This window comes from Erwinia sp. L03-1 (assembly GCF_058686115.1).
Window position 1 is genome coordinate 2,348,780 of the sequence record NZ_CM178762.1, and the last position, 22,152, is coordinate 2,370,931.

Here is a 22,152-nt window from a genome sequence, read left to right on the forward strand (position 1 = left end):
ATGATGAATCTTATTAAAAGGTTTTTCAGTCGGGTATTCAGTTCATTGATTTCGTATTATGGCCCGGCAGTGTTGACAATAATTTTCGCTTTGGCTCAGGGTTTATTTTTCCCTGACAGCCCAATCTGGCTCATCCCCGTATTTTTCGTATTTGTGATGGTTGTTTTATCAATATGCGAGATTGTAAAGTTCAAACGTTAGCATCATCGTAAATTTATTTATAAGTAAATATTATGTCTACACCCGCACATTTATGGCTTGAAGATGAGAACGGTTCTCCGATAGTCGGTAGTTGCATGATGCCACTTCGCCTGGGTTCTATCGAGTTAAAATCATTCTCTCACGGTGTCACTATTCCGGTTGACCCGAGCTGGGGAAAACTTACAGGTACGCGCGTACACCGCCCTATAACGATAGTGAAAGAATTTGATCAGACAACACCACTTTTGTATCGCGCTGTCTGCGAAGGCCGGACCATGAAGAAAGCGACAATCAAGATGTACCGTATTCTGGAATCGGGCATCGAGGCCGAGTATTTCAATATCATTCTGGAAAACGTCAAATTCACAACGGTCGCACCATTCCTGTCTCCTAACGGTATGTATGTTTTCGTTCCATTGGCCTTCAGACCCCTAAATCCAGCTTTCATGCTGGATTTACTCTTAGAATGGTGATGCATTCAGATATATTGTAGTTGAGTAAGTCGCCCCGTTATTGAAGCTGTATACATCCCCTTTAATGGTTAGGTGAAATATGATCGGACGCACATAAATCCCCTCCTGCGGGCGCACAATTCCTCACCGCCGTTACACTTACAGCAAATTTAGCGGCGGTACGCCTGTAAGAGGAATTACGATGCCCGATCTTAATAACATTATCCCCCTTTCCGCACCAACACGCGGAACAATTGCTTCCCCCTTGAGAAAACCTGCCACGTTATCCTGCGCTGCCCTGTTCAGTTCGCTGCTGATACTGACCGGCTGCGGCGGGGGCAATACGCCGCCTAAGGTTCACGCGCCGGGAAACCCCGAATCCACTAAGCTGGAGGTGCTGGATAAAGGCGCAGCGGTGATGCAGTCGCGCCCGCCCGTTGACGCAATCAATGCCTATCTTGACGGATTTCATTTTTATAACGGCGACAAAAATGGCCAGATGGAAGCGCATCATTACGTCACCGTGCTCAATGACGATGTAATGCAGGCGGTTATCTACGACGGGAATACGCGTGATGCCCATTTGATGGGCGTGGAATACATTATCAGCGAAAAACTCTTTGCGGGCCTGCCGCCCGAGGAGAAAAAGCTGTGGCACAGTCATCGCTACGAGGTTAAATCCGGCAGTCTGATTGCACCCGGCCTGCCCGAGGCGGCTGAAAATTCACTGATGAAAAAGCTGGTAAATACCTACGGCAAAACCTGGCACACCTGGCATACCGATCGGGACAAAACGCTGCCGCTTGGCATTCCGTCCCTGATGATGGGCTTTACCGCCGACGGGCAGCTGGATCCTAAACTGCTTGCCGACAGGGATCGTCGCTTCGATACGGATACCCGGAAGATCCGCCAGCAGCGCAGTGATATTCAGGCTCATCCCATCGTCACTGGAGCCGATGCATGGGAAAAAGGGCAAACGATCCAGTTACAAAGGGTGTCCGCAGCCGGTGAGCATGCCCAGGGCACCACCGGCTTCTCCACCTCGGAACAGACCGAACACGGCAAGGTGGGAAACTGACCGGCGCCCTGCTCCTTGCGAACCCGGCTCGGTGAGAAACAGATGGCGCCCTGCTCTTTTACTCGCGCCAGCCCAGCGCGGGTGCGACGTGCGTCAGGATGGCTTCCATCACGTGAGCACAGTAGTCAACGCCGAGCTGATTGGGGATAGTTAACAGCAGAGTATCCGACTCGGCAATCGCTTCATCCTTTGCCAGCTGAGCGATCAGTGCTTCCGGCTCGGCTGCATAGCTACGGCCAAAAATAGCCCGCGTTTTCTCATCCAGATAGCCTATCTGATCGCCGCCCTCCCAGCTGGATCCAAAATAGGCGCGATCGGTGCTGTTCATCAGCGCAAAAATACTGCGGCTGACCGACACCCGCGGCTCGCGTTGATGACCCGCCTCTTTCCACGCCGCCCGGTAAGCGCGGATCTGCCTGGCCTGCTGAATATGGAACGGCTCACCGGTTTCATCGTCTTTCAGGGTGGAGCTTTGCAGATTCATCCCCAGCTTTGCGGCCCATACGGCGGTAGCATCGGAGCCGGATCCCCACCAGATACGTTCGCGCAGTCCGTCGGACCAGGGTTCCGGGCGCAGTAATCCGGGCGGATTAGGAAACATCGGCTGCGGATTGGGTTTGGCAAAGCCCTCTCCACGCAGCACCTCCAGCAGCTCTTCGGTGTGCCTGCGGCCCATCTGCGCGTCGTTTTCACCCTGCTGCGGCTCAAAACCGAAATAACGCCAGCCGTCGACAACCTGTTCCGGCGAACCGCGGCTCAGCCCCAGCTGCAACCGGCCTCCGCTGATCAGGTCGGCCACGCCCGCATCTTCCGCCATATAGAGCGGGTTTTCGTAGCGCATATCAATAACGCCGGTGCCAATCTCGATACGCTTCGTCCTGGCAGCCACCGCCGCAAGTAGCGGGAATGGCGCGCTAAGCTGGCGGGCAAAGTGATGCACGCGGAAATAAGCCCCGTCCGCGCCCAGCTCTTCGGCGGCCACGGCAAGGTCGATGGACTGGAGCAGCGCATCCGCAGCCGAACGCGTTGCCGACTGCGCCGAGGGCGTCCAGTGGCCGAATGACAAAAAGCCTATCTTTTTCATGGTCGGGCTACCTTTATCTCAGGTCAGATTCAGTACAGACTAGCATACATGCTGCGTTCTCAGGCTGACAGCCCGCTTCGATAAGGGCGCACATAACGATCCATTTTAACCCTATGTGGGTGAAATCATTTCAGGCTATATTACAATTTACCCGTCCCGGAGATACCAGGTTATCTGGCGAGTGAATCGTCTGATTCATCGCCTGAGCAACGATGACCGTCATAAGACTGTCTGCATCAGCATATTTTTTTGCATAACGGGGCTGTAATGGTTTCATTGCAGGGAGGAAGCGGCACGGTTCGTTAACAAAGCGGAAAATGCCGGTCACATCGCAGAATGACAGTTGCTCATAAAAGCGTTTATATCACGCTCAATCAGCTTATCCAGCTCAGCAATTGTCGAGTCATCAAACCGCTCCGCCAGAATACGCCCCAACCGCTGCCTTTCATCAGAAAGAACCCGGCTCACCATCTCCTGAAGCGTGGTGTATAATGGAAAACTGGATTTAATAAAAATTAGCATGGAGCGGTTATGTACAACAACAATGAAGTTATCAGCTATCTTCAGGCCAACAAGATCCTCGCATTGAAGCTCGACCATGCAGTTTCTGCCGTTGGACAACAGGTTGAAAATCAAGTTGAAACATTAGGAAAGGGCGCGACCCGTCTGCTGTATTACACGTCCTGTTTTACTGATGAATATAACGATGTTTGCCAGCAACAAAAGACGGAAGACCTGCGTTTCAGGGATGCCGTTTATAAAGTAATACGCCACGGTGATGTGGTCTATGAGATGCTTCGGATCTACTTTGAAGAAATTTTCAAATACAAAACATCTGAGCAATTAGAATACATCAAGAAGTGCCTCATGGCCGTAAATGTCCATATAGCCGCCAGTTCTCTCACCAGTGCCGGATTTACGTTAGCAGTTGCCAGCAGCGTTCGTATTGGGTTAAAACTCAGCCTCGAAATAAGCGCTCTTGCCGGTACTTGGGCCTCCCGTGGTATTGCCGCTGTTGGTGTTTATGGAGTAGTGCAGAAAGCTGCGGACAGTGCTCATCGTCTGCATATTCAATTCCCTGCCTATTATTCTACTCTTTATGTTCAGGGGCTGGAAATGCTCTACTTCCTCATTGAGCCAGTGTTCCAAAAAGCGGGCGCTATCGAAGCGCAATGGGCATCAAATAACGACATTGTGGACATCATCAGGAGGATGATCCAATAACTATGATGACTTATATCAAACGTTTCTTTCGGTGGCAGGGGCGCTTCTTCTTTTCGGTCTACGGCCCAACCGTGCTAGCAATCGTTTTTGCCTTAATTCAGGCCCATTTCTTCCCCGGTAGTCCCGTCTGGCCAATCGGTGTTTTCTTCATAGCCGTAATGATTATTTTTGGTCGTTATGTGAAATGGTGAAACGCTGAACAACCCAATATTTAATACACACAGATAAGGAAATTACCTGTCTAATATTATCTATCGAGATTCATGGAACAATCGTTATTGTGCCTGATGGCCAGGAGAACCAAAGGAGGCAATAGCCTCCTTTGGCACTAATGAGGAGGTAAAATGCTCGACTTAACCGCAGAACAGCGACAGCTGGCGAAATGGAATCCTCTCCCTGATAAACTCCGGAGCATGGTTGCTGACATGAATACCCTGCCTCACCCCGCCTGGCAACACGCGACCGGTTGACTTAAGCAGGCCAGGGTTTCGCACCCTGCATAAAGGCCAGAGAGAACGCATTCTCTCTGGCCTTTTTTTACTGCATCAGGAGGCCGCTAAGACGGCATCCTGGTCTGTTACAGCGTACCGGTACCGCCGTCAGAACACCAAACCTGACCAGAGGTGTAAGTGCTCTCCTGGGAGGCGAGCGTGACGTACAGCGGCGCGATTTCAGCCGGCTGGCCTGGGCGGCCCAGCGGCGCGGTGGCACCAAATTGCTCAACTTTCTCCTGCGGCTGTCCGCCACAGCACTGTAGTGCGGTCCAGTAGGGTCCGGGGGCGACCGCGTTAACGCGAATTCCCTGCGGCCCCAGCTGTTTTGCCAGTGATTTGGTAAAGGCAACGATGGCGGCTTTCGTCTGCGAGTAATCCAGCAGAATATCGCTTGGCTGGTAAGCCTGTACCGAGGTGGTATTCACGATAGTTGCGCCGCGTGGCAGATGATCCAGCGCAGCTTTTGTTATCCAGAACATAGCATAAACGTTGGTTTTGAAGGTGGCGTCAAAGTCCTCAGTCGAGAGGTCTTTAATAGATTCATGGTACTGCTGACGGCCAGCGTTGTTGACCAGGATATCCAGTCCACCCAGCTGTTCAGCGGCTTGCTTTACCAGATTCTGACAAAAGCTTTCTTCACGAATGTCGCCAGGGATAGCAACCGCTTTACGGCCTGCTTCCTTGATTAGCTTGATCACTTCCTGCGCATCTTCCTCTTCCTCTGGCAGGTAGTTGATCACCACGTCAGCGCCTTCACGAGCATAAGCAATGGCGACGGCGCGGCCAATACCGGAATCACCCCCGGTAATGAGCGCTTTGCGACCGGCCAGGCGTCCACTTCCTTTGTAGGAGGTTTCGCCGTGATCGGGACGGGGATTCATTTTGCTCGCCAGACCAGGAAACGGCTGCTTCTGTCGCTCGAAAGGCGGAACGGGATAAGCATCGCTGTTGGTTTGGTTCAGTGATGCCGGGAGGCCATTCTTGCTAGTCATAGTATGCTCCTGTTAATTTCGGGCGGTGTTGCCACTAAGCATAGAACAGGATTTCACGATCGCCAGGTATTGTTCCCGGTAACCTTTTTTTCTGAGCCACGTGAACTTCGGCAAAAATTATCTATACTTTTCAATCAGGATGAAAAAAGACCGGGCCGGAATGATTCACTTATTCTGTCCAATGCCGTTGCGCAAAAGCCGTTTCCTGGCCGCGTATAACCCCTCCCTGACAAGGATGAGTGCCGAGTGAAAAACAAAACGTATCAGAGCCCAACGCGCAAGCAGGGCTATGCCGATCTGGGTGATTATGCCGCCATTGGCGAAGGCCGTTCCGTTGCGCTGATCGCGCCCGACGGCGCCATTGACTGGTGGTGCGCCCCCAATCTCGACTCCCCGCCGCTGTTCGACCGTATTCTGGATGATGAGATCGGCGGATATTTCCAGCTTGAGCCCGTGCAGCCCTACTCCGTTCAGCGCCAGTATCGTGAAAACAGCAACGTGCTGGAAACCCGCTTTGAAACTGAAACGGGCGTGGCGCGGGTGACTGAATCGATCAATAGCACCCTGGCCGGACGGCTGCCGTGGAGTGAACTGGCCAGACGCATTGAGGGCGTTGAAGGCGAAGTGGCGTTTACGCTTTGCATGCGGCCTGGCACCGTGGCGGAAACCCGCTCTCCCTGGCGTGCGGAAACGCAGCAGGGAACCGTTTTTCACATTGCGGATCTGATGCTTATGCTGCGCACCAGTGATGACGTGACCCTTGAAGAGAGCAGCGACGAGCAGATAACCGGTCAGTTCACTACCTCCTCTGGCTCACGTTCGCTGATTGCGCTTCTGGCGACGGAAAAAGAGCCGCTGGCGGTGCCCGAACTGACTGCTATCGATGGACGAATCGAAACCAGCCATACGGCCTGGTGCGACTGGGTCAATAGCCTGAGCTACGAGGGGCTGTTCCCCGGTCACGTTAAGCGCTCTGCGCTGGCGCTAAAATTTCTGTGGTACTCACCGACTGGCGCACTGGCCGCTGCCGCCACCACCTCCCTGCCGGAAGGCATTGGCGGCGAGAAAAATTATGATTACCGCTATGCCTGGGTACGTGATGCCTGCCTGATTATCAAATCTTTCGTCTACCTTGGTGCACTGGAAGACTGTAAGGCGGCATTCTCCTGGTTAACCCGCACCATCATTCGTCACGGCGTGCAGCTACGTGCCTGTTATACCCTCGAGGGCGGAATTGTCCCGGAAGAGCGCTACCTGCCGCTGAAGGGATATCAGGGATCCCAGCCGGTGCGGGTGGGAAATAACGCGCGCGATCAGGTCCAGCTGAGTATGTATGGCGATATGCTGGCGACCGCGCAGCTGTTTATCGAAGCGGGTCACGTGCTGGATTTGGCGACTTCACGTATGCTGGGAGAACTGGCTAACTGCTGCGCCGACAGCTGGCGGCAGAAGGATTCCGGCATCTGGGAACTGCCTGAAGAGCAGCACTATACCCACTCTAAAATGGCCTGCTGGCTGGCGCTGGATTCAGCGGTAGCCATGGCGGAAGGCAAGCATATTGAGCCGACCTGGGTTAAGCGCTGGCAGCGTGAGCGCGATCGCATCCGCGACTGGATTGAAACGCACTGCTGGTCCGAATCAAAACAGGCGTATCTGTTCTACCCCGAGAGCGAAGCCGGACTGGATGCCTCGATGGCACTGGTTTACCACTATGGCAATACGGTAAATCCGCAGCGGATGCTGTCAACCTATCAGGCGATTCAGAAGGAACTGGGGCATGATACGGCGATGCTTTATCGCTACAGCGGCGTTGAACAGGAGGAGAGCACCTTTGTCGCCTGCTCTTTCTGGCTGGCTGAGGCCTGGGCGGCCATGGGCGAACGCGAGCGGGCAGAAAATGCCATGAATGAGATCCTCGACAGCCTGTGCGATCGCGGTAACGTTGAGACCTTCAATGAGATGTTTGACGTCAGAACGGGCAGCTGGCGCGGCAACTTGCCTCAGGGTCTTAGCCACCTCGCGCTCATCTGTGCCGCCCAGAGGATCTCGACGGCTGGCGAAGCACATTCTGGTAGCAACACTGAATGATATATCAATCGCGGACGCATTCATGCCGCGTAAGCTAACTCTGCTCCCCTGCCCGGTGTCATCGCCGGGCTAAAATACAGCGAAGAACCACTATAGCGGCATTTTACCTCTCATCTTCTGCTGTGCTTAACAGAGTAAAAATCTACGCTAATGGTCAGGTGAAATCAATGATAGCTTATTGTATGTTGTAACTAATAGCCTGATCGAGGCCCAGGATGTTTGTTAACGGGCAGTGCCGTTTTCTTCATGCCATGAAGCCGCTACAGCCACGCTATGCCAAAAAGAATGCCGATGCAGACAGCCTGATGGCGGTCATCGTTGCCCAGGCGATGAATCACGGTAATCATGTGATGGCACGAACCAGCGATATTCCGTTCCATGTGCTGGAAACCACGTACGAACAGTACCTCCGCCTGGCGTCACTGGTCACGGCTAATGACTGCATCACCGATGCCATAGAGGCCCTGCCTATTTTTCCGCACTATTCGTTTGATCCGGAAATGCTTTATGGTGCCGTTGACGGGCAGAAGTTTGGCATTGAACGGCCGACAGTAAAGGCCCGACATTCACGTAAATACTTCGGCCGCGGTAAAGGCATGGTGGCCTACACACTGTTGTGTAACCACATCCCGATCAACGGTTACCTGATTGGCACGAACGACTATGAAGCCCACCATGTATTTGATATCTGGTACCGCAACACCTCAGAGGTGAAACCCACGGCCATCACCGGCGACATGCACAGCATAAATAAAGCCAACTTTGCGATCCTGCACTGGTTTGGCCTGCGCTTTGAACCTCATTTTACGGACCTGAACCGGCAGTTGCAGGAGCTGTACTGCATCAGAGATCCATCGGCCTATAAAAAATGCCTGATCCAGCCCGCCGGACAGATTGACCGGGACCTTATCATCCGCGAAAAAAGCAATCTCGATCGCATCGTCGCCACGCTGGGGCTGAAAGAAATGACTCAGGGGACGCTGGTCCGCAAACTGTGCACGTATACAGTGCGGGCGGCTGATTTCCAACGCGATCGTGTATTACAACTCGGCGATCCTGTCGCGATTGCTGGAACGACTGGAAGCGGAAGGCAACGCCAAGGGCATTGAGACTTTGGCCCGAATATCACCGGTGGCCTGGCAGCATATTTTGCTGAACGGGCATTATACCTTCCAGAGCAGCAATGAGATTATTGACCTGGATGCGCTGGTTGCCGGGCTGAAACTGGGATAACGGAAAAATCTGGGGTTCCGGCGTAGAACCCCATAAAATTGTTCTACATTTTTTTATGCTCTACTTTTTTAGTTCAGTTCCCACTTAATACAGGATACCCCGCCATGGCATACAAAACCCTCATGAAATTGAGATGTTCTGATGATGTTATATAAGCCGCGTATCTTTTTCTCCTTGAGGCAGGAAGAAGTTCCTTATCGATATCATTAATAATGGTTGCAAGGTTATCCGCATTATTAAGAATAAGCTTAGCTTTCAGCATATAATCTATATTAAGAATATCAATGGCCATTTTTTTCTCTATATCTGTAATTAGGGCTTCACGCATTGTTTTCCTTCCAATTACATCATAATAGAAGTTATCATTCATTTTACCGCCAACCGCGCGCTCCTTAAACTGATTTATAGATTCCTGTGCTGAAGCATAATCCCATGTTCCTCCCTCACTATATGCATACAGGTAATCCTCAGTATTAGAGGACAAATGAGTTAGCTCATGCAAAAATATCATATTTTGATACTCCTGGCTTATGCTCGTAATGTCTTTTTTTGCCAAATAAACTCTCCTTCCCCTTATTTTAGCTGTATTATCAATCATGGTTCCTGCGTTAAAATGTATTCTGTTCTCAGGATCTTGAGAATAGGTAAAAGCATTCGTACTCGTTGCCTCACCTTTTTCCAATATACTTTCAAGTTGATTGAATTTATAAATGTAAATGTTTTTGAAGTTATTTGAAGTAGTTTTTTGCAGAATTTCAACATTTTTATTTACTGCCATTTCAATAAAGTTAACAGCCTCATTAATCACAGCATCATCATCAATACCTAACAAATTTTTTAAATGTTCAGCCACTCTATGACGTGATAATGACTCACCAAATAACGCTACGAGCCGCTCAGATTGCTCTAGCGCTGTTCTGGCAGAATTTATTATTTTCCCTCCAAGCACCCTCATGTTTTCGCTTTCAGAGTTAATGATGTTCTGACATGTTGAAATAATAACATTGCCTTCGCCAAACGTCTGGCTAAGGTATTGCTGTAAACTAAATTGATATGCCTGTTCTGTCATTATTTTAGGTGGGAATGTAGCATCAAAAGCCTTCAGGGGGCCGTTAGGGAAATGATAGATAGCCCCATCTCTACTAATCAAATCTGCATAAGCACCGTCCGGAATTTCCGGAAAGGCATTCCTCAGAGAGGAGCGCCATACTAAACTGAAATCCGGATGTGGCGATTGTTGTACTGGCAATTGTTGCTCTGGTACCAGAATGTCTGAATATGACTCTTCCTCTATATCTGAATTAATAGATAAATCTGAATCAAATTCATCTGACCCGGGAGAATCAGGGTTATGATATTTACGCTCATCAATACCACTTTTTCTTAAATAGTTTTCTACATTCACATATTTGTCAGTTACACTGTCATACTTACAATATAAATGATCCCCTCCAGGCTCCCCTAGAATATAATGTCCTTTATAATATGGATTCGGAACTATCCTGAACAACTTGTTATTTATTTTAATAAAATTTTCTCCTTTGGCATTCTCAACAATATTTCTTGAGTTTACCGGAGAGAAGTTTTTTTGCACAAAAGGGATGCCTGGTAAATTATTCGTAATTTTATTATACAGCGCACTACCAATTATATTCTCCTCAGAGAAAGCAAAACTAAGCCCACTCCCAAAGACACCAAAGGTCCATTCATTATTAGCATTCATATAAACTGGATACCCCCACTTATCCTTATCGTTAAGGTCGTAAACCGAAATTGCCCCTCCTTTTACATTACGGTTAATTTTGTAAGGAAGATACTTGCCTTTCATTTCAATGCACTTTATTTTTTTCTTATTTTTTCCATCAACGATAACCAATTTGCTTTCCAGAGAATCAACAGTGAAACTTTTTGTTGGTACGGATAGTTTATTGATAATTTTCTCCTCCATCGAGACTTTACTTATGGCAGGCGAATAAACATTGAATCTGGGACTGAATTCTGCATGGAAACCATTTTCTTTAAATGTTGAGTATAGATTTCTTAACTGTTCAGTTGTATGGGCTTGAGTCATCTGTCCTGACGGAAGAAAGAAAATCGGCTTATCACTCATATCCAGGCCAGGGCTAAAAGGATTCATCGATTCATCATTATGCCAGAATAGTTTACCACCCTGATAACCTTCAATATTAACTTCTTTATTCAAATTATTAATTATTGTTTCCGTGAAAAAATTAATATTTCCTTTATTTTTATCCTCCCCCTTATCTCCTATTTTTTTATTTTTTAAAGATACAAGTTCAAACTTTCCTTTTATAAGAACAGGTCTTAATTCAATCGGGTTAATATTATAGTCTTGCTGTTGTCTGGGGATAATGCAGAATAAATCATAATCTGCCGTGACAGGCCTGGAGTTAATATTGCTCGTTCCTGAACTCGCTCCTGCTTCCGGTGGGTTTGTCAATACTTTAACAGGCAGATGATTATCGTCAAAAACCGCCCCATCGTCACCGATATGAAATATTTTTTTTCCTCCCGGATAGATTGCTGAGTAAGTATCCAACTGCAGATGAGATATTTCTCCAGTGGCGATCAATTCCTGTATTCTGGCCTTACTCAATATTAACTGAACACTTTCAGCCCCTTTTCCCATGGCCTCCTCTATCGCTTTACTCTGCTTCTCATAATTATCAGGGGAAACCTTTGAGTAATGGGGGTTTTCAGCAATAAATCCTGAAGTGGGTCCTGTTCCACTGGATTTTGCTTTTAAATGAAAGTTTTTAGAGGGATAGCCTTCTTTTAATAAAGTCGTACCCCGTGGGTTTGGAAATCTGACACTAATTATAACACCATATTTTTTGGCAGTACGTTGTATCGCTTTGTTATATAATATAACATCAGACGCACCAGGAAGTGCGGCTAACAAAGGAAATCTCTCCCCCCCATTATTTACTGTGCCTGGACCTTGTTTTTTTGGCATTTTGCTTCGATGTGCTTTGGGAGCGTCCATAATAATATAATCGTTATCACTTATATATTTCTTTCCAAAAGGGACACCTAACTCTGAATTGAGCTCAGCCCATATATCACTACCCTGATAACTATCAACCCTGACGACATTAATTTCCCTGCCCAGTCCGGGACCATCTCCAGGATAATACTTGGTTTTTATTTTTGAAGCATCAGTATGCATGAAAGCACGAGTACGCATAGCTGCGGAAAGTTTCTTAATTCCAGCACCTTCACCAGAAATTTTCTGGATAAGCCGGTTCAATGCGCCGACCCCCTTATAGCTACCCAGGACGATTAACTCTCCCCCTGGATCCAGAGCGCGTAACAATGAGATACCCAGACCTTTAAGCGTCGCGGGCGATATTTCTTTCGCAATATTTGGCGATAACTCGATAAATTTTATCCCTGCCTGTTTTATCATTTGAGAAATCATAGCCTGTCTGGCACCATACTTTATCGCTGTAATTCCCGTGGATGTCAGAGCCTGACCAAATCTTCCCGCTATTTTTGCAGCACTGAATGCGGGTGGTAACATTGAAAGTATATCCACTGAGCAGCTCGCTAATGCATGTCCTGTTTTTCCTTTTATGGATTCAGAAATACAACTATAGAAAGGAATAAAGCTAAGAAAAGTTTCTTTCACTTTTTCTGCTGTGGTTTTGTCATAACCTGTTTCATAAAGCCGATCCTTCATCCTGGATCTATGTTCCTGAGACAGATTTTCTATTAATAAAGAAATGCTCTCACCTTCTTTTTTTATCGTTTTATAAGATTCTAAATAATACCGTTTTCCATCCTTTTGTGCCTCAATGAGAGCTTTCCCTAAAACCTTCATTTTCTCATCATCTTCTGCTGTTCTGTCCGGGTCCGTTCGATTTATTGTGTAATTTTTGCTGTTTTCATTCATAAAGATAGAGTAGAAACGAACATTTTCTCCCGAGGTACAGAGAATAAAATCAACCTCTTCAGGAATACTATGTTTTGTATCTCCTGAAGCAGATGATTTTCCTCCAGATGACAAATTGCCTACGTTAGCTTTTATTAAATCCACTCTTGAATTTTGTATGAATTTTTTCTCATCATCATTCAATGATGAATCAAATAAAACCGGAAGCAATAATTTATCTAAATCGTATATAATATCAGCTATCGCTTGATTTTGTTTTTGAAATATTTCATCAATGTCTGGAAGGGTAATATCATTAGCTGCCACTAATTGCTCGCCACCTTCCATTATATCTAATATTTCACCTTGTCTGAATATCCATTTATCATGCGCATCCAAATAATACGTTAAATATTTTTCAATATTGATATTGTTCTCACGAAAAATATTAGTGGCGATTTCTGTTCTTGTTTTCCATTTCTCAATCAAATTATTAAATTTTAAATATGGGTTATTCTCTACCACCCAGCCATCAATGTATGAATGATAATCCTTGCGAGCTTTGCTTATATCGTTCTCAGTTGCGTTTGATGATACGGAAGCACCATCTTTATTCCATGATGAATAGGCAGCTACTGGTGTGTTTAAGTATCGATTATACTCTTCAGGTATAGCACCTTCTTTCAATATCACACTCAAGGAAATCCCTACTTCTTCAATTTCTTCCAGGCTGAGATTGCTGATATTGATGTTGTTATCACGGAGCAAAAGAGCACCAGCATGCACAAGTCCCCATTGTGCTTCAAATATATCAATATGTGCTATATCCTCACCTGCCCCTCCCATGTATTCAGGAAGTAAAGCTGGGATTTCATATGATACTATTTTTTTATAAAAATCTATTGTTTTTTTAGTCAGTAAACGTTCTGACAGATGCTTTTTAATCACATCTTTAAACTTATCTGATAATATTTTGCTGCTGAGCGATAATTTTTTATTTGATTTAATGTCTGCTATTTGATTCACTAACCACTCTTCTAAATCAGAATCAAGTATATAAGCACTCAGGTAATCTATTAAAACTAAACGCTTTAAATTATCCGTAGTGATATTTTTATTTCGTGGAACATATATATTGAATGGTTCTAACAAGCAGTTGATCACCTTATTCATTCTTGAATTTTTTTTCCCTTTGGAAAGGTGAGTGACAAGATTATTTATTACATCATGTGCATTTCCAGTATCCATATTTTTATTTTCAAACAAAACAGAAAGGCATTTGGTTTGTTCTTTTCGAACTTCCTCCAGTGTATTTAACCCATCAGGTTGAATTATCTCATCCTGTCTTGCTTTTTCATCTTTTTTTATATTTACCTCGCTGCCTTTCCCAGTATTCCCTGGTACGAAATAATCAAGCAGCCATTTCCCGCACACGATAGCTGCGGTCAGACCGGAAGTAGAGACTGCACCAATCATCGTTTTACTTTTCAGCGGCTGGATATATGTATTGACCACCGGCACGATAACCGCCGCAGCTGCCACGGGAAGCAAAGCATCCCCGCCACGCTGGCTTGTTGCTGCCGAGGATACCTGTGTTTCTGGTATCTCTGTGTGTACAGGTATGCTATCAGCCCCTTTCGTCAACGGTTCAGGATAAGCGATGGCATCACATTTTGTATTGAAATACGTGTTGGTAATAATCTTTTCGTTTGTTTGCTGACAGGTCTCAGTCTTCAGGTTAGTACAGTACAGCAGGTCTGAAAGACCGCTTTCATGCCGGAGTTTCTCCACAGCCAGATAATGCGCCTGTTCAGGCACAGGGAGACGGGTAATTTCCCCGGGCGCGGGCCTGTTCTGTAACGTCGCCCGGGTGTAAGCCTCAGGATGGGCAGTTGAATTTGACGAGAATGCGGTGAGCCGTGGTGCTGAGGTGCCGGAAGCTGTGGCATCACATACATCTCCGGTCATTTCCACCTGTGTATCGACCTCAAAAGCGGGAGCGTGTTGTGATATGCCGGTGTTTTCCGGGATTTCCACGCCGGACGGGGGACTGCTCGCCATATTTCCCAGCGCAGTCCAGTAATGACTGCCGCGGATAAGAAGATTAGCCATAAAGGCCGGGACCTTCAGAACACCGCGCTGCGGGGGCCCTACGTCTTTCATCCAGCGCCCTGCCACAATAGCCGTAACCGCCAGGGCTGTAAACAGGTAGATGGAAGTGTGATTGTCTTCGTTGCCCAGAAAATGCTGCAGAAAAGTCTCATCCGTCCAGCCGGTAACGGTATCCCGGATAAAGCTTGCCAGCCGGGATACAACATTAATATTCTCAGGAAGGTACCCTGATGCCAGTCCGAGGGCATGCAGTGCTGCGGTATCTATATTCCGTCGCTCAGTAACTGCGGTAAACAGACTGATTGCCGCGAGGACTAGACTGGCCGGGGTGCCGGGAAGTATTTTAGAAAGGCAGGCAGAAAGCATTTTATTCTCCCCGTATTCTCCCAGAGTACGGACAAACTGCTGAACGCCGCGGCGACAGTCTTCCGTGAACGGTACCCGGGACTCTGCGGCTTCTCCGGCAGAAGATGACGGATCAGCATGATGCCCTTCACTGGCGTCAAACCAGGTCTCTTCCATTTCAACGTGGTCGATGGTGTCAAACCAGATATCCTGGTCTTCCGGATTTGAACGATCCCGGGATACCCAGGATATAGTGTTTGATGAGGTGGGGGTTGGTGGGTTTACATGTGGCATATAGTTCCATCCTTGATCCGTAATGGGCTGTTAAACCCCCCTTATTTATCATCATTAAAAAAAAATTGATTTCATTAAAACACCTTATTTATGTAGAGGGCCTGAATACGGCATATCTGAGAACAACTGTACCCGGTGGCCTCTGCGGTTTCGCGGATGCTCAGTTTCTTGACCTGTCGGTAGTACAGGACTTTCTGATGCCGTTCCTGATCGGCCTGTTTTCCCCGATATTTACCCAGCGAGTGGGCCCGTTCAATCCCCTGTTTTTGCCGCAGGCGACGGCTCAACCAGTCCTTATGCGACATCGCAGCCATCAGGTCGATAAGCATGTTATTGATGGCGGTTATCACGGCGCGGGTGATTAAATCATCCAGCGAAGGGTCTTTATCTGACAGCGCCTGCCATGAAGTGGGAACACTGCTCGAGTTGTTGTGCGATGGTCATAAGTGCGTCTCCGTGTTGCAGCACACGCTGTGCCAGTTCGTGAACAAAGGCTTCAGACCCCTTTACTTTTCAGTTCATCTTTCGTGCCAGGTGTGGTGGTTTCAGCATCTGGCAGGCAGGATGCTTCTGCGGTTTTATCTGGTCTGACTGCCTTACGGCGAGTCCCGGATTTCATTCAGTCTGTGCTGCTGCTCCGCAGGCAGAGTACCCTCCTCCGGTGTGGTGCTTTCATTAAGCTGCATCCGGACGGCAATGCCGGAATCATGGCAGGCCTGCAGCCACTGTGCGATCTGCAGCGGATCGCCGCTTCCGGGAAAGTGCTATATTGGGCAGAAAGCGGATTCTGTAGAGAAGGTGATACGGTAATTTAAATGCGTGGCTGTATGCCTGCTTATTATCAGGTGGTCAATGATTGCGAGTTAATTGGTTGCTTTATTTATTATAAACCACCTAATTATTACATGGGGAACATTTATGTTTGCATCAATGAAGACTCCGGGTGATTTCAGCTATGCCTTCGAGAAAATACGCAACGCCATCGCATCTTCTGAAAAGCGAGATGCAGATTTCGCGAAGGATACCGCGCTGGAAATTCTCAGCAGTAAGTATGCGCGGTTCCGTCAGGAGCTCATGTCGTGCGTAATATTTCGGAGTACGTCGCCCCGGGTGTTTAGTAACTCTAAACAAACCGAATGTTAAGTGAAGCTAAACATGTCGTCAATCTTTTCTACGGACGACGCATCATGATCCCACACAGACTGAAAGATGCCCGACGGCGCGCTGGCCTGACACAGGAGAAGCTGGGTACGCTTGCTGGTATTGACGAATCTACGGCGAGATCGCGTATCTCCCAGTATGAAAGCGGTACCTATACTGCCTCATTCCAGGTTATATGTGCACTGGCCAGAGTCCTTAATGTTCCTGAGTGCTACTTTTATATTCTCGATGACGCTTTTGCAGCTCAGGTCCTGGAACTGTACCTGCAGTCCGGATTATCTGTTCAGTCATGACAGGTATGCCCCCTTCATTCAGCTTTATCTCCGCCTGTGTGATAACCACAAACTACACTCAGAAGTAATGATATTTGATCTGGCCGAGGTGTTATGTGTGCGGACGATTTGCTCAGTTCAGTAGCAGGAACGAATATTTTAGCGACCTCGGGCTAACACCTGAGCAGATAACTTTTGATGCGGAGCCCATAGCACGTTTCAACGTAGCGCCGGGAACGCGTGTGCTCATCATTAGTCAGCGTGATGGCGAGTATCACTTAGATCCTGTCTACTGGGGCTATTCCCGGAGTGGTGGCACAAGGCACCCCTGATTAACACCAGAAGCGAAACAGCCCCCATCGGTCGGATGTTTAAACCGCTTTTCAGTCATGGGCGAGCCATTGTCCCGGCAAATTGCTGGTATGAATGGAAACGTGACGGCAAAGCGAGGCAGCCTTATTTCATATATCATCGCGACAATAAGCCGCTATTTTTTGCGGCTACAGGACGCGCTCCTTTTGACAAAGAAGCCGGCAGAGAGGGATTCGTGATTGTTACTGCGGCCAGCGATGTAGGTCTGGTAGACATACATGACCGGATGCCGCTTGTACTCAACGCCACCGCGGCTTTGGAATGGGTTAGTTCAGAAACGTCGGCAGACAGGGCGGCTGAACTTATGCACGAGAGCGCTCTCCCCTGTGAAGATTTTGACTGGTACCCAGTATCTGAAAAAATTGGCAATGTCAGAAATCAAGGGATGAGTCTCATCGATCCAGAATAGGTATTTTTAACGGCCCGCAATCATCTTTTTACGGCTCACGCGAAGTGAAAATGAAATTTTCATCTATCCACACGCTGAAATTCTAATTTTGCCTACTCAGAACAGGCAGGATGCTAAGAAATTCACTCGTCCTCATAAGAGCTTAAACGCCCACCATTCGACATCTGTAGCCAGAAGAAACTTTTATTCATTTTCAGTAATTGTGAGCTGGCAAAAATGGAATGCGAGTCTGCCCGGCTGATGGTTAGCTGATGCGATTGCGAACCGCTAGATGTAGCGGCTCGCAATCGAAATCCCCCCGACTCGCAATCTGCCTGACAGGCTCGCATTCCATTTCATTGGGCTCACAATAACTGCAAATCAACATGCTGATATAGTCGATTTTTGATATTAAAAAATATTTATTGAAATTATACTGAAATATATCTATTTGCGTGAGGTAATTAAAATGATTGTAACATCTGCACCTGCTCCCCAACCAAGCCCATTAACAATAGACTCTGAGTATCAAAGGGCAGTTACAGAAATAGCTGCTAAAGTCAGTAATATTTCCAATACACCTGATAAAATACCATCACTGAAAAATCCTCGTCAACTATCTGAGTTGGCTACAGAGAAATTGATTTTTCCACTTACGCGCCGTGCCCACTTATGGACTGCAAATGTAATCGAAATTTTAGATTTTTTTAACCGAACTTCTTTCCCAAATAACGTATTAAATACAGTAAGAAAGGAAATTAGTAAGGAACTAAAGTTTGACAATAACCCCAGGATTGTTTTGGATGTCGCATCCGCCAGGGTTAAATACGGTGAATCATGCACTGTCGTTGCACAGGAGCACGGGATACCTACTAATGGTAAAGCCTTCCGTGAGCTTCTGATGCTCGCCGTAAGTGGACCCGCTGGCAAACGTGTAAGTAACGGTGAATCCTGCACTGTCGTTGGACAGGAGCACGGGATACCTGGTTATGGTGAAGCCTTCCGTGAGCTTCTGATGCTCGCCGTAAGTGGACCCGCTGGCAAACGTGTAAGTAACGGTGAATCCTGCACTGTCGTTGCACAGGAGCACGGGATACCTGATTATGAGGAAGCCTTCCATGAGCTTCTGATGATCGCCGTAAGTGGACCCGCTGGCAAACGTGTAAGTAACGGTGAATCCTGCACTGTCGTTGGACAGGAGCACGGGATACCTGATTATGGTGAAGCCTTCCGTGAGCTTCTGATGCTCGCCGTAAGTGGACCCGCTGGCAAACGTGTAAGTAACGGTGAATCCTGCACTGTCGTTGGACAGGAGCACGGGATACCTGGTTATGGTGAAGCCTTCCGTGAGCTTCTGATGCTCGCCGTAAGTGGACCCGCTGGCAAACGTGTAAGTAACGGTGAATCCTGCACTGTCGTTGCACAGGAGCACGGGATACCTACTAATGATAAAACCTTCCGTGAGCTTCTGATGCTCGCCGTAGGACCCGCTGGCAAACGTGTAAGTAACGGTGAATCCTGCACTGTCGTTGCACAGGAGCACGGGATACCTACTAATGATAAAACCTTCCGTGAGCTTCTGATGCTCGCCGTAGGACCCGCTGGCAAACGTGTAAGTAACGGTGAATCCTGCACTGTCGTTGCACAGGAGCACGGGATACCTACTAATGATAAAACCTTCCGTGAGCTTCTGATGCTCGCCGTAGGACCCGCTGGCAAACGTGTAAGTAACGGTGAATCCTGCACTGTCGTTGCACAGGAGCACGGGATACCTACTAATGATAAAACCTTCCGTGAGCTTCTGATGCTCGCCGTAAGTGGACCCGCTGGCAAACGTGTAAGTAACGGTGAATCCTGCACTGTCGTTGGACAGGAGCACGGGATACCTGGTTATGATAAAACCTTCCGTGAGCTTCTGATGCTCGCCGTAAGCGGACCCGCTGGCAAACGTGTAAGTAACGGTGAATCCTGCACTGTCGTTGCACAGGAGCACGGGATACCTACTAATGATAAAACCTTCCGTGAGCTTCTGATGCTCGCCGTAAGTGGACCCGCTGGCAAACGTGTAAGTAACGGTGAATCCTGCACTGTCGTTGGACAGGAGCACGGGATACCTACTGATGAAAGAGCCTTCCGTGAGCTTCTGATGCTCGCTGATGCTCGCTGATGCAGCCAACAATAATAGGCAACCTAACTCAAAACCAGCATAAGATAATGCTTTATTTGTTTCATTAGAGTAGACCCAAAGAAGGCAATCCGGTGAGACAGTTTTTCTGTCTCATTTGGATAGCCCGCGCCGGAGACTGGTTCGGTCCGGATGAACCTCCTCATGCTGACGAACCGATGCATGTCGTGCTGGCGCGGATGAACGGCGAGACAACCGCAGAGCCTTCGCAATACGCGCAGGCTACGAAGAAGAAAAAGCGGGAAATCACGCTGACCATCGGTGTGTTTTTCGACAGTACTGGTAATAATGCCGTGAATACCGATAATATGCTGAAAGCCTGCACCACAAGGCACTACAACCTTATCGATGCAGAAGCCGACAGTATTCTGGGGAAATGTGCAAGGGAGAAGATGGGCGTATCCGGTCTGGGCGCAACCGTGAAACTTACCCTGCGCCCCGGCGTGGCAGAGAAAGTTTTTCATATCACTGCGGCGCATGAGTGCCGTTATAATTTTGCCCTTAACAGCGTAAAACCCGCATGGTCTGAACTGGCGTTACCAGGGGTGCACTCCGACACTCGATGCGGCACAAGAAGCTGGTGTATTGTTTGATGACATACAGGAAAATGATAACTTTAATATTCCCGATGAGCTGCACTCACTCGCTGAGAAAACCTTAGCAATGGGAAAAGCCGCCCGTACTGGTCAAAACCCCGCAACATTTACCCAGGACGAGATGGATATCATCGCGGGTCAATATATCCGATGCGCCCAGCGCGTTAAATAACTCCCCTGCCGCGCGGGTAATCAGTTCGCTGGCGATGACCTGCGCTTTTGCAGATTCTACCTCGGCAAGGATATTGGCGTGCCGGATCGCACTCTCGCCCTCAGCGTTATTATGGGTTTCAAAGGCCTGATGGAGCGAATGCGTGGCGCGCTGGACGGTCGATTCAACCGCCCACGCCCAGCTGGCAACCTGCCCCACCACCTGAAGTACCTGGGCATCCTGCTTCACCTGTCTCGTTTAACTCTGGATGATGAAAACGTAATAGCGGGATGAGACGAAAACAACCCAAATGAGACAGAAAAACTGTCCCACAGGGTTGCCTGTTTTGGGTGTACTCATTTGAGACACAAATTCAGTAATAAACTGTGGTGACTTGGGTCAAACCTATCAAACACAATAATCACTATTAAGCGATTATCTTTTTAATATATTAAGGCCTTTTTTGATACTTTCAGCAAGCATACCAGGATCTCCGATCGCTCTAATGTTTTTTATAAATGGAAGTCCCATTTTATCAGCCAATTCATCGATGTTAATATCATTCTCGATGGACTGTTCATATGATAAGCTCATTATGTCATTCCATAAATTCCCTGCAAACCAGGAGCAATTCGTTATTGGTGTGTATACTCCATTTGGCAAGTCAGCATCCGTAAGCTTCATCAGCTTTGACAATATATTGCTTTCGTCAATGATTTTTGGAATTAGTTTTTCCTCTATTAGACTTGGTGTTATTGAATTGTTATTCAACTTGATGCAACGTTGAAGGTGGAATTTTCTTTCAGCTGAATCATTTATATTGCTGTGCTCGGAGTTTTTCACAAACCCATAACCTTCATGAAAAGCATATGAAATGTAATCCCCTGGCGCAGGACTATTAAAGTGAATAATCCATGCATGACCAAATCCTCCACCGCCGAAGTCGCTTCCAAGAGACTTAAAAACTTCCTTAATTATTGTGTACTTTTCACTCCAGGGATATTGCTTGCCAATTGACACGGCCTTGTCTATTATTGGCTTCATATTCGTACGTTTAGCTGTTCGATTTGTCCGTATGCATATTTGCGGGTATCCTACACTTTCATCTCCAGTCGGCTGGTATTTATCTGCATCAATCATAATTTCCACCTTTAAAAAATGAGTGCCTGTTGATAATGAATAGCTATATAAGAGTAGTTTACGATTCGATGCTAATCTATGCATACAACATGCTGATATAGGCGTTTTTTGATATTAAAAGAATTTATTTAAATTATACTAAAGTGTATCTATTTGCGTTAGGTGACCACAATGAATGTAACATCTGCATCTGCTCACTAAATAAACCCAGTAACAAAAAGCTTTGAGCATCAAAGGGACGTTTTAAAGGATGTCCTGGATCATATTATCGATTTCTTTACTTTCGGGGCAGTGCCCAGCGAGAAGGTTAAGGCAGATGATGAATTTGCAGAAGCGATGACTAACGCAGCAGACCAGGTGACGATTGAGGTAAGTCAGCCCGGGAAAACCGAGCC

The 22,152-nt window shown here is 47.4% G+C and carries 15 protein-coding genes and 5 pseudogenes; 11 read left to right on the top strand and 9 right to left on the bottom strand.

Annotation, left to right across the window (positions count from 1 at the left end; genetic code table 11):
• The 3 genes from AC4PCC_RS10910 to AC4PCC_RS10920 all read left to right on the top strand — a co-directional run bounded on the left by AC4PCC_RS10910 (position 1) and on the right by AC4PCC_RS10920 (position 1,731).
• The gene (locus AC4PCC_RS10910; RefSeq protein WP_492127390.1) at positions 1-201 is read left to right on the top strand and encodes a hypothetical protein; all 201 of its coding nucleotides are present in this window, start codon (positions 1-3) and stop codon (positions 199-201) included.
• 32 nt (positions 202-233) lie between these two features.
• Positions 234-674 carry an Hcp family type VI secretion system effector gene (locus tag AC4PCC_RS10915; RefSeq protein ID WP_492127391.1) on the top strand — a complete coding sequence of 147 codons (441 nt, stop codon included), beginning with the start codon at positions 234-236 and terminating at the stop codon, positions 672-674.
• A gap of 181 nt (positions 675-855) precedes the next feature.
• A complete protein-coding gene (locus AC4PCC_RS10920; RefSeq protein WP_492127392.1) occupies positions 856-1,731 on the top strand; it encodes an OBAP family protein in 876 nt (291 codons plus the stop codon).
• Positions 1,732-1,789: 58 nt separating this feature from the next.
• Here AC4PCC_RS10920 and AC4PCC_RS10925 read toward each other — a convergent pair whose 3' ends face one another.
• The gene (locus AC4PCC_RS10925) at positions 1,790-2,815 is read right to left on the bottom strand and encodes an LLM class flavin-dependent oxidoreductase (RefSeq protein ID WP_492127393.1); all 1,026 of its coding nucleotides are present in this window, start codon (positions 2,813-2,815) and stop codon (positions 1,790-1,792) included.
• A gap of 324 nt (positions 2,816-3,139) precedes the next feature.
• Positions 3,140-3,337 carry a hypothetical protein gene (locus AC4PCC_RS10930; RefSeq protein WP_492127620.1) on the bottom strand — a complete coding sequence of 66 codons (198 nt, stop codon included), beginning with the start codon at positions 3,335-3,337 and terminating at the stop codon, positions 3,140-3,142.
• Between the two features lie 9 nt (positions 3,338-3,346).
• Here AC4PCC_RS10930 and AC4PCC_RS10935 point away from each other — a divergent pair, with 9 nt between their 5' ends.
• From AC4PCC_RS10935 to AC4PCC_RS10945, 3 genes are all read left to right on the top strand, one after another.
• Positions 3,347-4,039 (top strand): hypothetical protein, encoded by a 693-nt coding sequence (locus AC4PCC_RS10935; RefSeq protein WP_492127394.1) that lies wholly within the window; start codon positions 3,347-3,349, stop codon positions 4,037-4,039.
• 2 nt (positions 4,040-4,041) lie between these two features.
• Entirely contained in the window at positions 4,042-4,230 is a 189-nt protein-coding gene (locus AC4PCC_RS10940; protein ID WP_492127395.1) for a hypothetical protein, read from the top strand.
• A 153-nt stretch (positions 4,231-4,383) separates the two neighbouring features.
• Positions 4,384-4,509, top strand: a complete 126-nt coding sequence (locus tag AC4PCC_RS10945) for a hypothetical protein (protein WP_492127396.1) — start codon at positions 4,384-4,386, stop codon at positions 4,507-4,509.
• Between the two features lie 107 nt (positions 4,510-4,616).
• Here AC4PCC_RS10945 and AC4PCC_RS10950 read toward each other — a convergent pair whose 3' ends face one another.
• Entirely contained in the window at positions 4,617-5,525 is a 909-nt protein-coding gene (locus AC4PCC_RS10950) for an SDR family oxidoreductase (protein WP_067701920.1), read from the bottom strand.
• A gap of 246 nt (positions 5,526-5,771) precedes the next feature.
• Between AC4PCC_RS10950 and AC4PCC_RS10955 the strand changes: the two genes are divergently transcribed.
• On the top strand, positions 5,772-7,613 hold the full coding sequence (locus tag AC4PCC_RS10955) for a glycoside hydrolase family 15 protein (protein WP_492127397.1): 1,842 nt from the start codon (positions 5,772-5,774) through the stop codon (positions 7,611-7,613).
• Positions 7,614-7,831: 218 nt separating this feature from the next.
• Positions 7,832-8,846: pseudogene (locus tag AC4PCC_RS10960) on the top strand (Tn3 family transposase); the annotation flags it as partial.
• 73 nt (positions 8,847-8,919) lie between these two features.
• On the opposite strand, the gene AC4PCC_RS10965 reads toward AC4PCC_RS10960, so the two are convergent.
• The 3 genes and pseudogenes from AC4PCC_RS10965 to AC4PCC_RS10975 all read right to left on the bottom strand — a co-directional run.
• Positions 8,920-15,492, bottom strand: coding sequence for an anthrax toxin-like adenylyl cyclase domain-containing protein (locus tag AC4PCC_RS10965; protein ID WP_492127398.1), 6,573 nt, complete (start codon positions 15,490-15,492; stop codon positions 8,920-8,922).
• A 74-nt stretch (positions 15,493-15,566) separates the two neighbouring features.
• A pseudogene (locus tag AC4PCC_RS10970) lies at positions 15,567-15,917 on the bottom strand (recombinase family protein); the annotation flags it as partial.
• A pseudogene (locus tag AC4PCC_RS10975) lies at positions 15,910-15,993 on the bottom strand (hypothetical protein); the annotation flags it as partial. The pseudogenes AC4PCC_RS10975 and AC4PCC_RS10970, both read right to left, overlap by 8 nt.
• 686 nt (positions 15,994-16,679) lie before the next feature.
• Between AC4PCC_RS10975 and AC4PCC_RS10980 the strand changes: the two are divergent.
• Both AC4PCC_RS10980 and AC4PCC_RS10985 read left to right on the top strand, forming a co-directional pair.
• Positions 16,680-16,946 (top strand): helix-turn-helix transcriptional regulator, encoded by a 267-nt coding sequence (locus AC4PCC_RS10980; protein ID WP_492127399.1) that lies wholly within the window; start codon positions 16,680-16,682, stop codon positions 16,944-16,946.
• 95 nt (positions 16,947-17,041) lie between these two features.
• Positions 17,042-17,706, top strand: a pseudogene (locus AC4PCC_RS10985) (SOS response-associated peptidase family protein).
• 814 nt (positions 17,707-18,520) lie between these two features.
• On the opposite strand, the gene AC4PCC_RS10990 reads toward AC4PCC_RS10985, so the two are convergent.
• Positions 18,521-19,864: a hypothetical protein gene (locus AC4PCC_RS10990; RefSeq protein ID WP_492127400.1), complete on the bottom strand. Its 1,344-nt coding sequence runs from the start codon at positions 19,862-19,864 to the stop codon at positions 18,521-18,523.
• Positions 19,865-19,944: 80 nt separating this feature from the next.
• Here AC4PCC_RS10990 and AC4PCC_RS10995 point away from each other — a divergent pair, with 80 nt between their 5' ends.
• The gene (locus tag AC4PCC_RS10995; RefSeq protein ID WP_492127621.1) at positions 19,945-20,463 is read left to right on the top strand and encodes a hypothetical protein; all 519 of its coding nucleotides are present in this window, start codon (positions 19,945-19,947) and stop codon (positions 20,461-20,463) included.
• Between the two features lie 148 nt (positions 20,464-20,611).
• On the opposite strand, the pseudogene AC4PCC_RS11000 reads toward AC4PCC_RS10995, so the two are convergent.
• Together AC4PCC_RS11000 and AC4PCC_RS11005 are read right to left on the bottom strand one after the other, a co-directional pair.
• Positions 20,612-20,872 (bottom strand): annotated as a pseudogene (locus AC4PCC_RS11000) (acyl-CoA dehydrogenase family protein); the annotation flags it as partial.
• Positions 20,873-21,052: 180 nt separating this feature from the next.
• Positions 21,053-21,757, bottom strand: a complete 705-nt coding sequence (locus AC4PCC_RS11005) for a hypothetical protein (protein WP_492127401.1) — start codon at positions 21,755-21,757, stop codon at positions 21,053-21,055.
• Positions 21,758-22,152 lie beyond the last annotated feature (395 nt).

Bases quoted from the DNA above. Each gene is read 5' to 3' on its own strand.
- AC4PCC_RS10910 (WP_492127390.1), top strand. From the start codon at position 1: ATGATGAATCTTATTAAAAGGTTTTTCAGTCGGGTATTCAGTTCATTG.
- AC4PCC_RS10915 (WP_492127391.1), top strand. From the start codon at position 234: ATGTCTACACCCGCACATTTATGGCTTGAAGATGAGAACGGTTCTCCG.
- AC4PCC_RS10920 (WP_492127392.1), top strand. From the start codon at position 856: ATGCCCGATCTTAATAACATTATCCCCCTTTCCGCACCAACACGCGGA.
- AC4PCC_RS10925 (WP_492127393.1), bottom strand. From the start codon at position 2,815: ATGAAAAAGATAGGCTTTTTGTCATTCGGCCACTGGACGCCCTCGGCG.
- AC4PCC_RS10930 (WP_492127620.1), bottom strand. From the start codon at position 3,337: ATGCTAATTTTTATTAAATCCAGTTTTCCATTATACACCACGCTTCAG.
- AC4PCC_RS10935 (WP_492127394.1), top strand. From the start codon at position 3,347: ATGTACAACAACAATGAAGTTATCAGCTATCTTCAGGCCAACAAGATC.
- AC4PCC_RS10940 (WP_492127395.1), top strand. From the start codon at position 4,042: ATGATGACTTATATCAAACGTTTCTTTCGGTGGCAGGGGCGCTTCTTC.
- AC4PCC_RS10945 (WP_492127396.1), top strand. From the start codon at position 4,384: ATGCTCGACTTAACCGCAGAACAGCGACAGCTGGCGAAATGGAATCCT.
- AC4PCC_RS10950 (WP_067701920.1), bottom strand. From the start codon at position 5,525: ATGACTAGCAAGAATGGCCTCCCGGCATCACTGAACCAAACCAACAGC.
- AC4PCC_RS10965 (WP_492127398.1), bottom strand. From the start codon at position 15,492: ATGCCACATGTAAACCCACCAACCCCCACCTCATCAAACACTATATCC.
- AC4PCC_RS10980 (WP_492127399.1), top strand. From the start codon at position 16,680: ATGATCCCACACAGACTGAAAGATGCCCGACGGCGCGCTGGCCTGACA.
- AC4PCC_RS11005 (WP_492127401.1), bottom strand. From the start codon at position 21,757: ATGATTGATGCAGATAAATACCAGCCGACTGGAGATGAAAGTGTAGGA.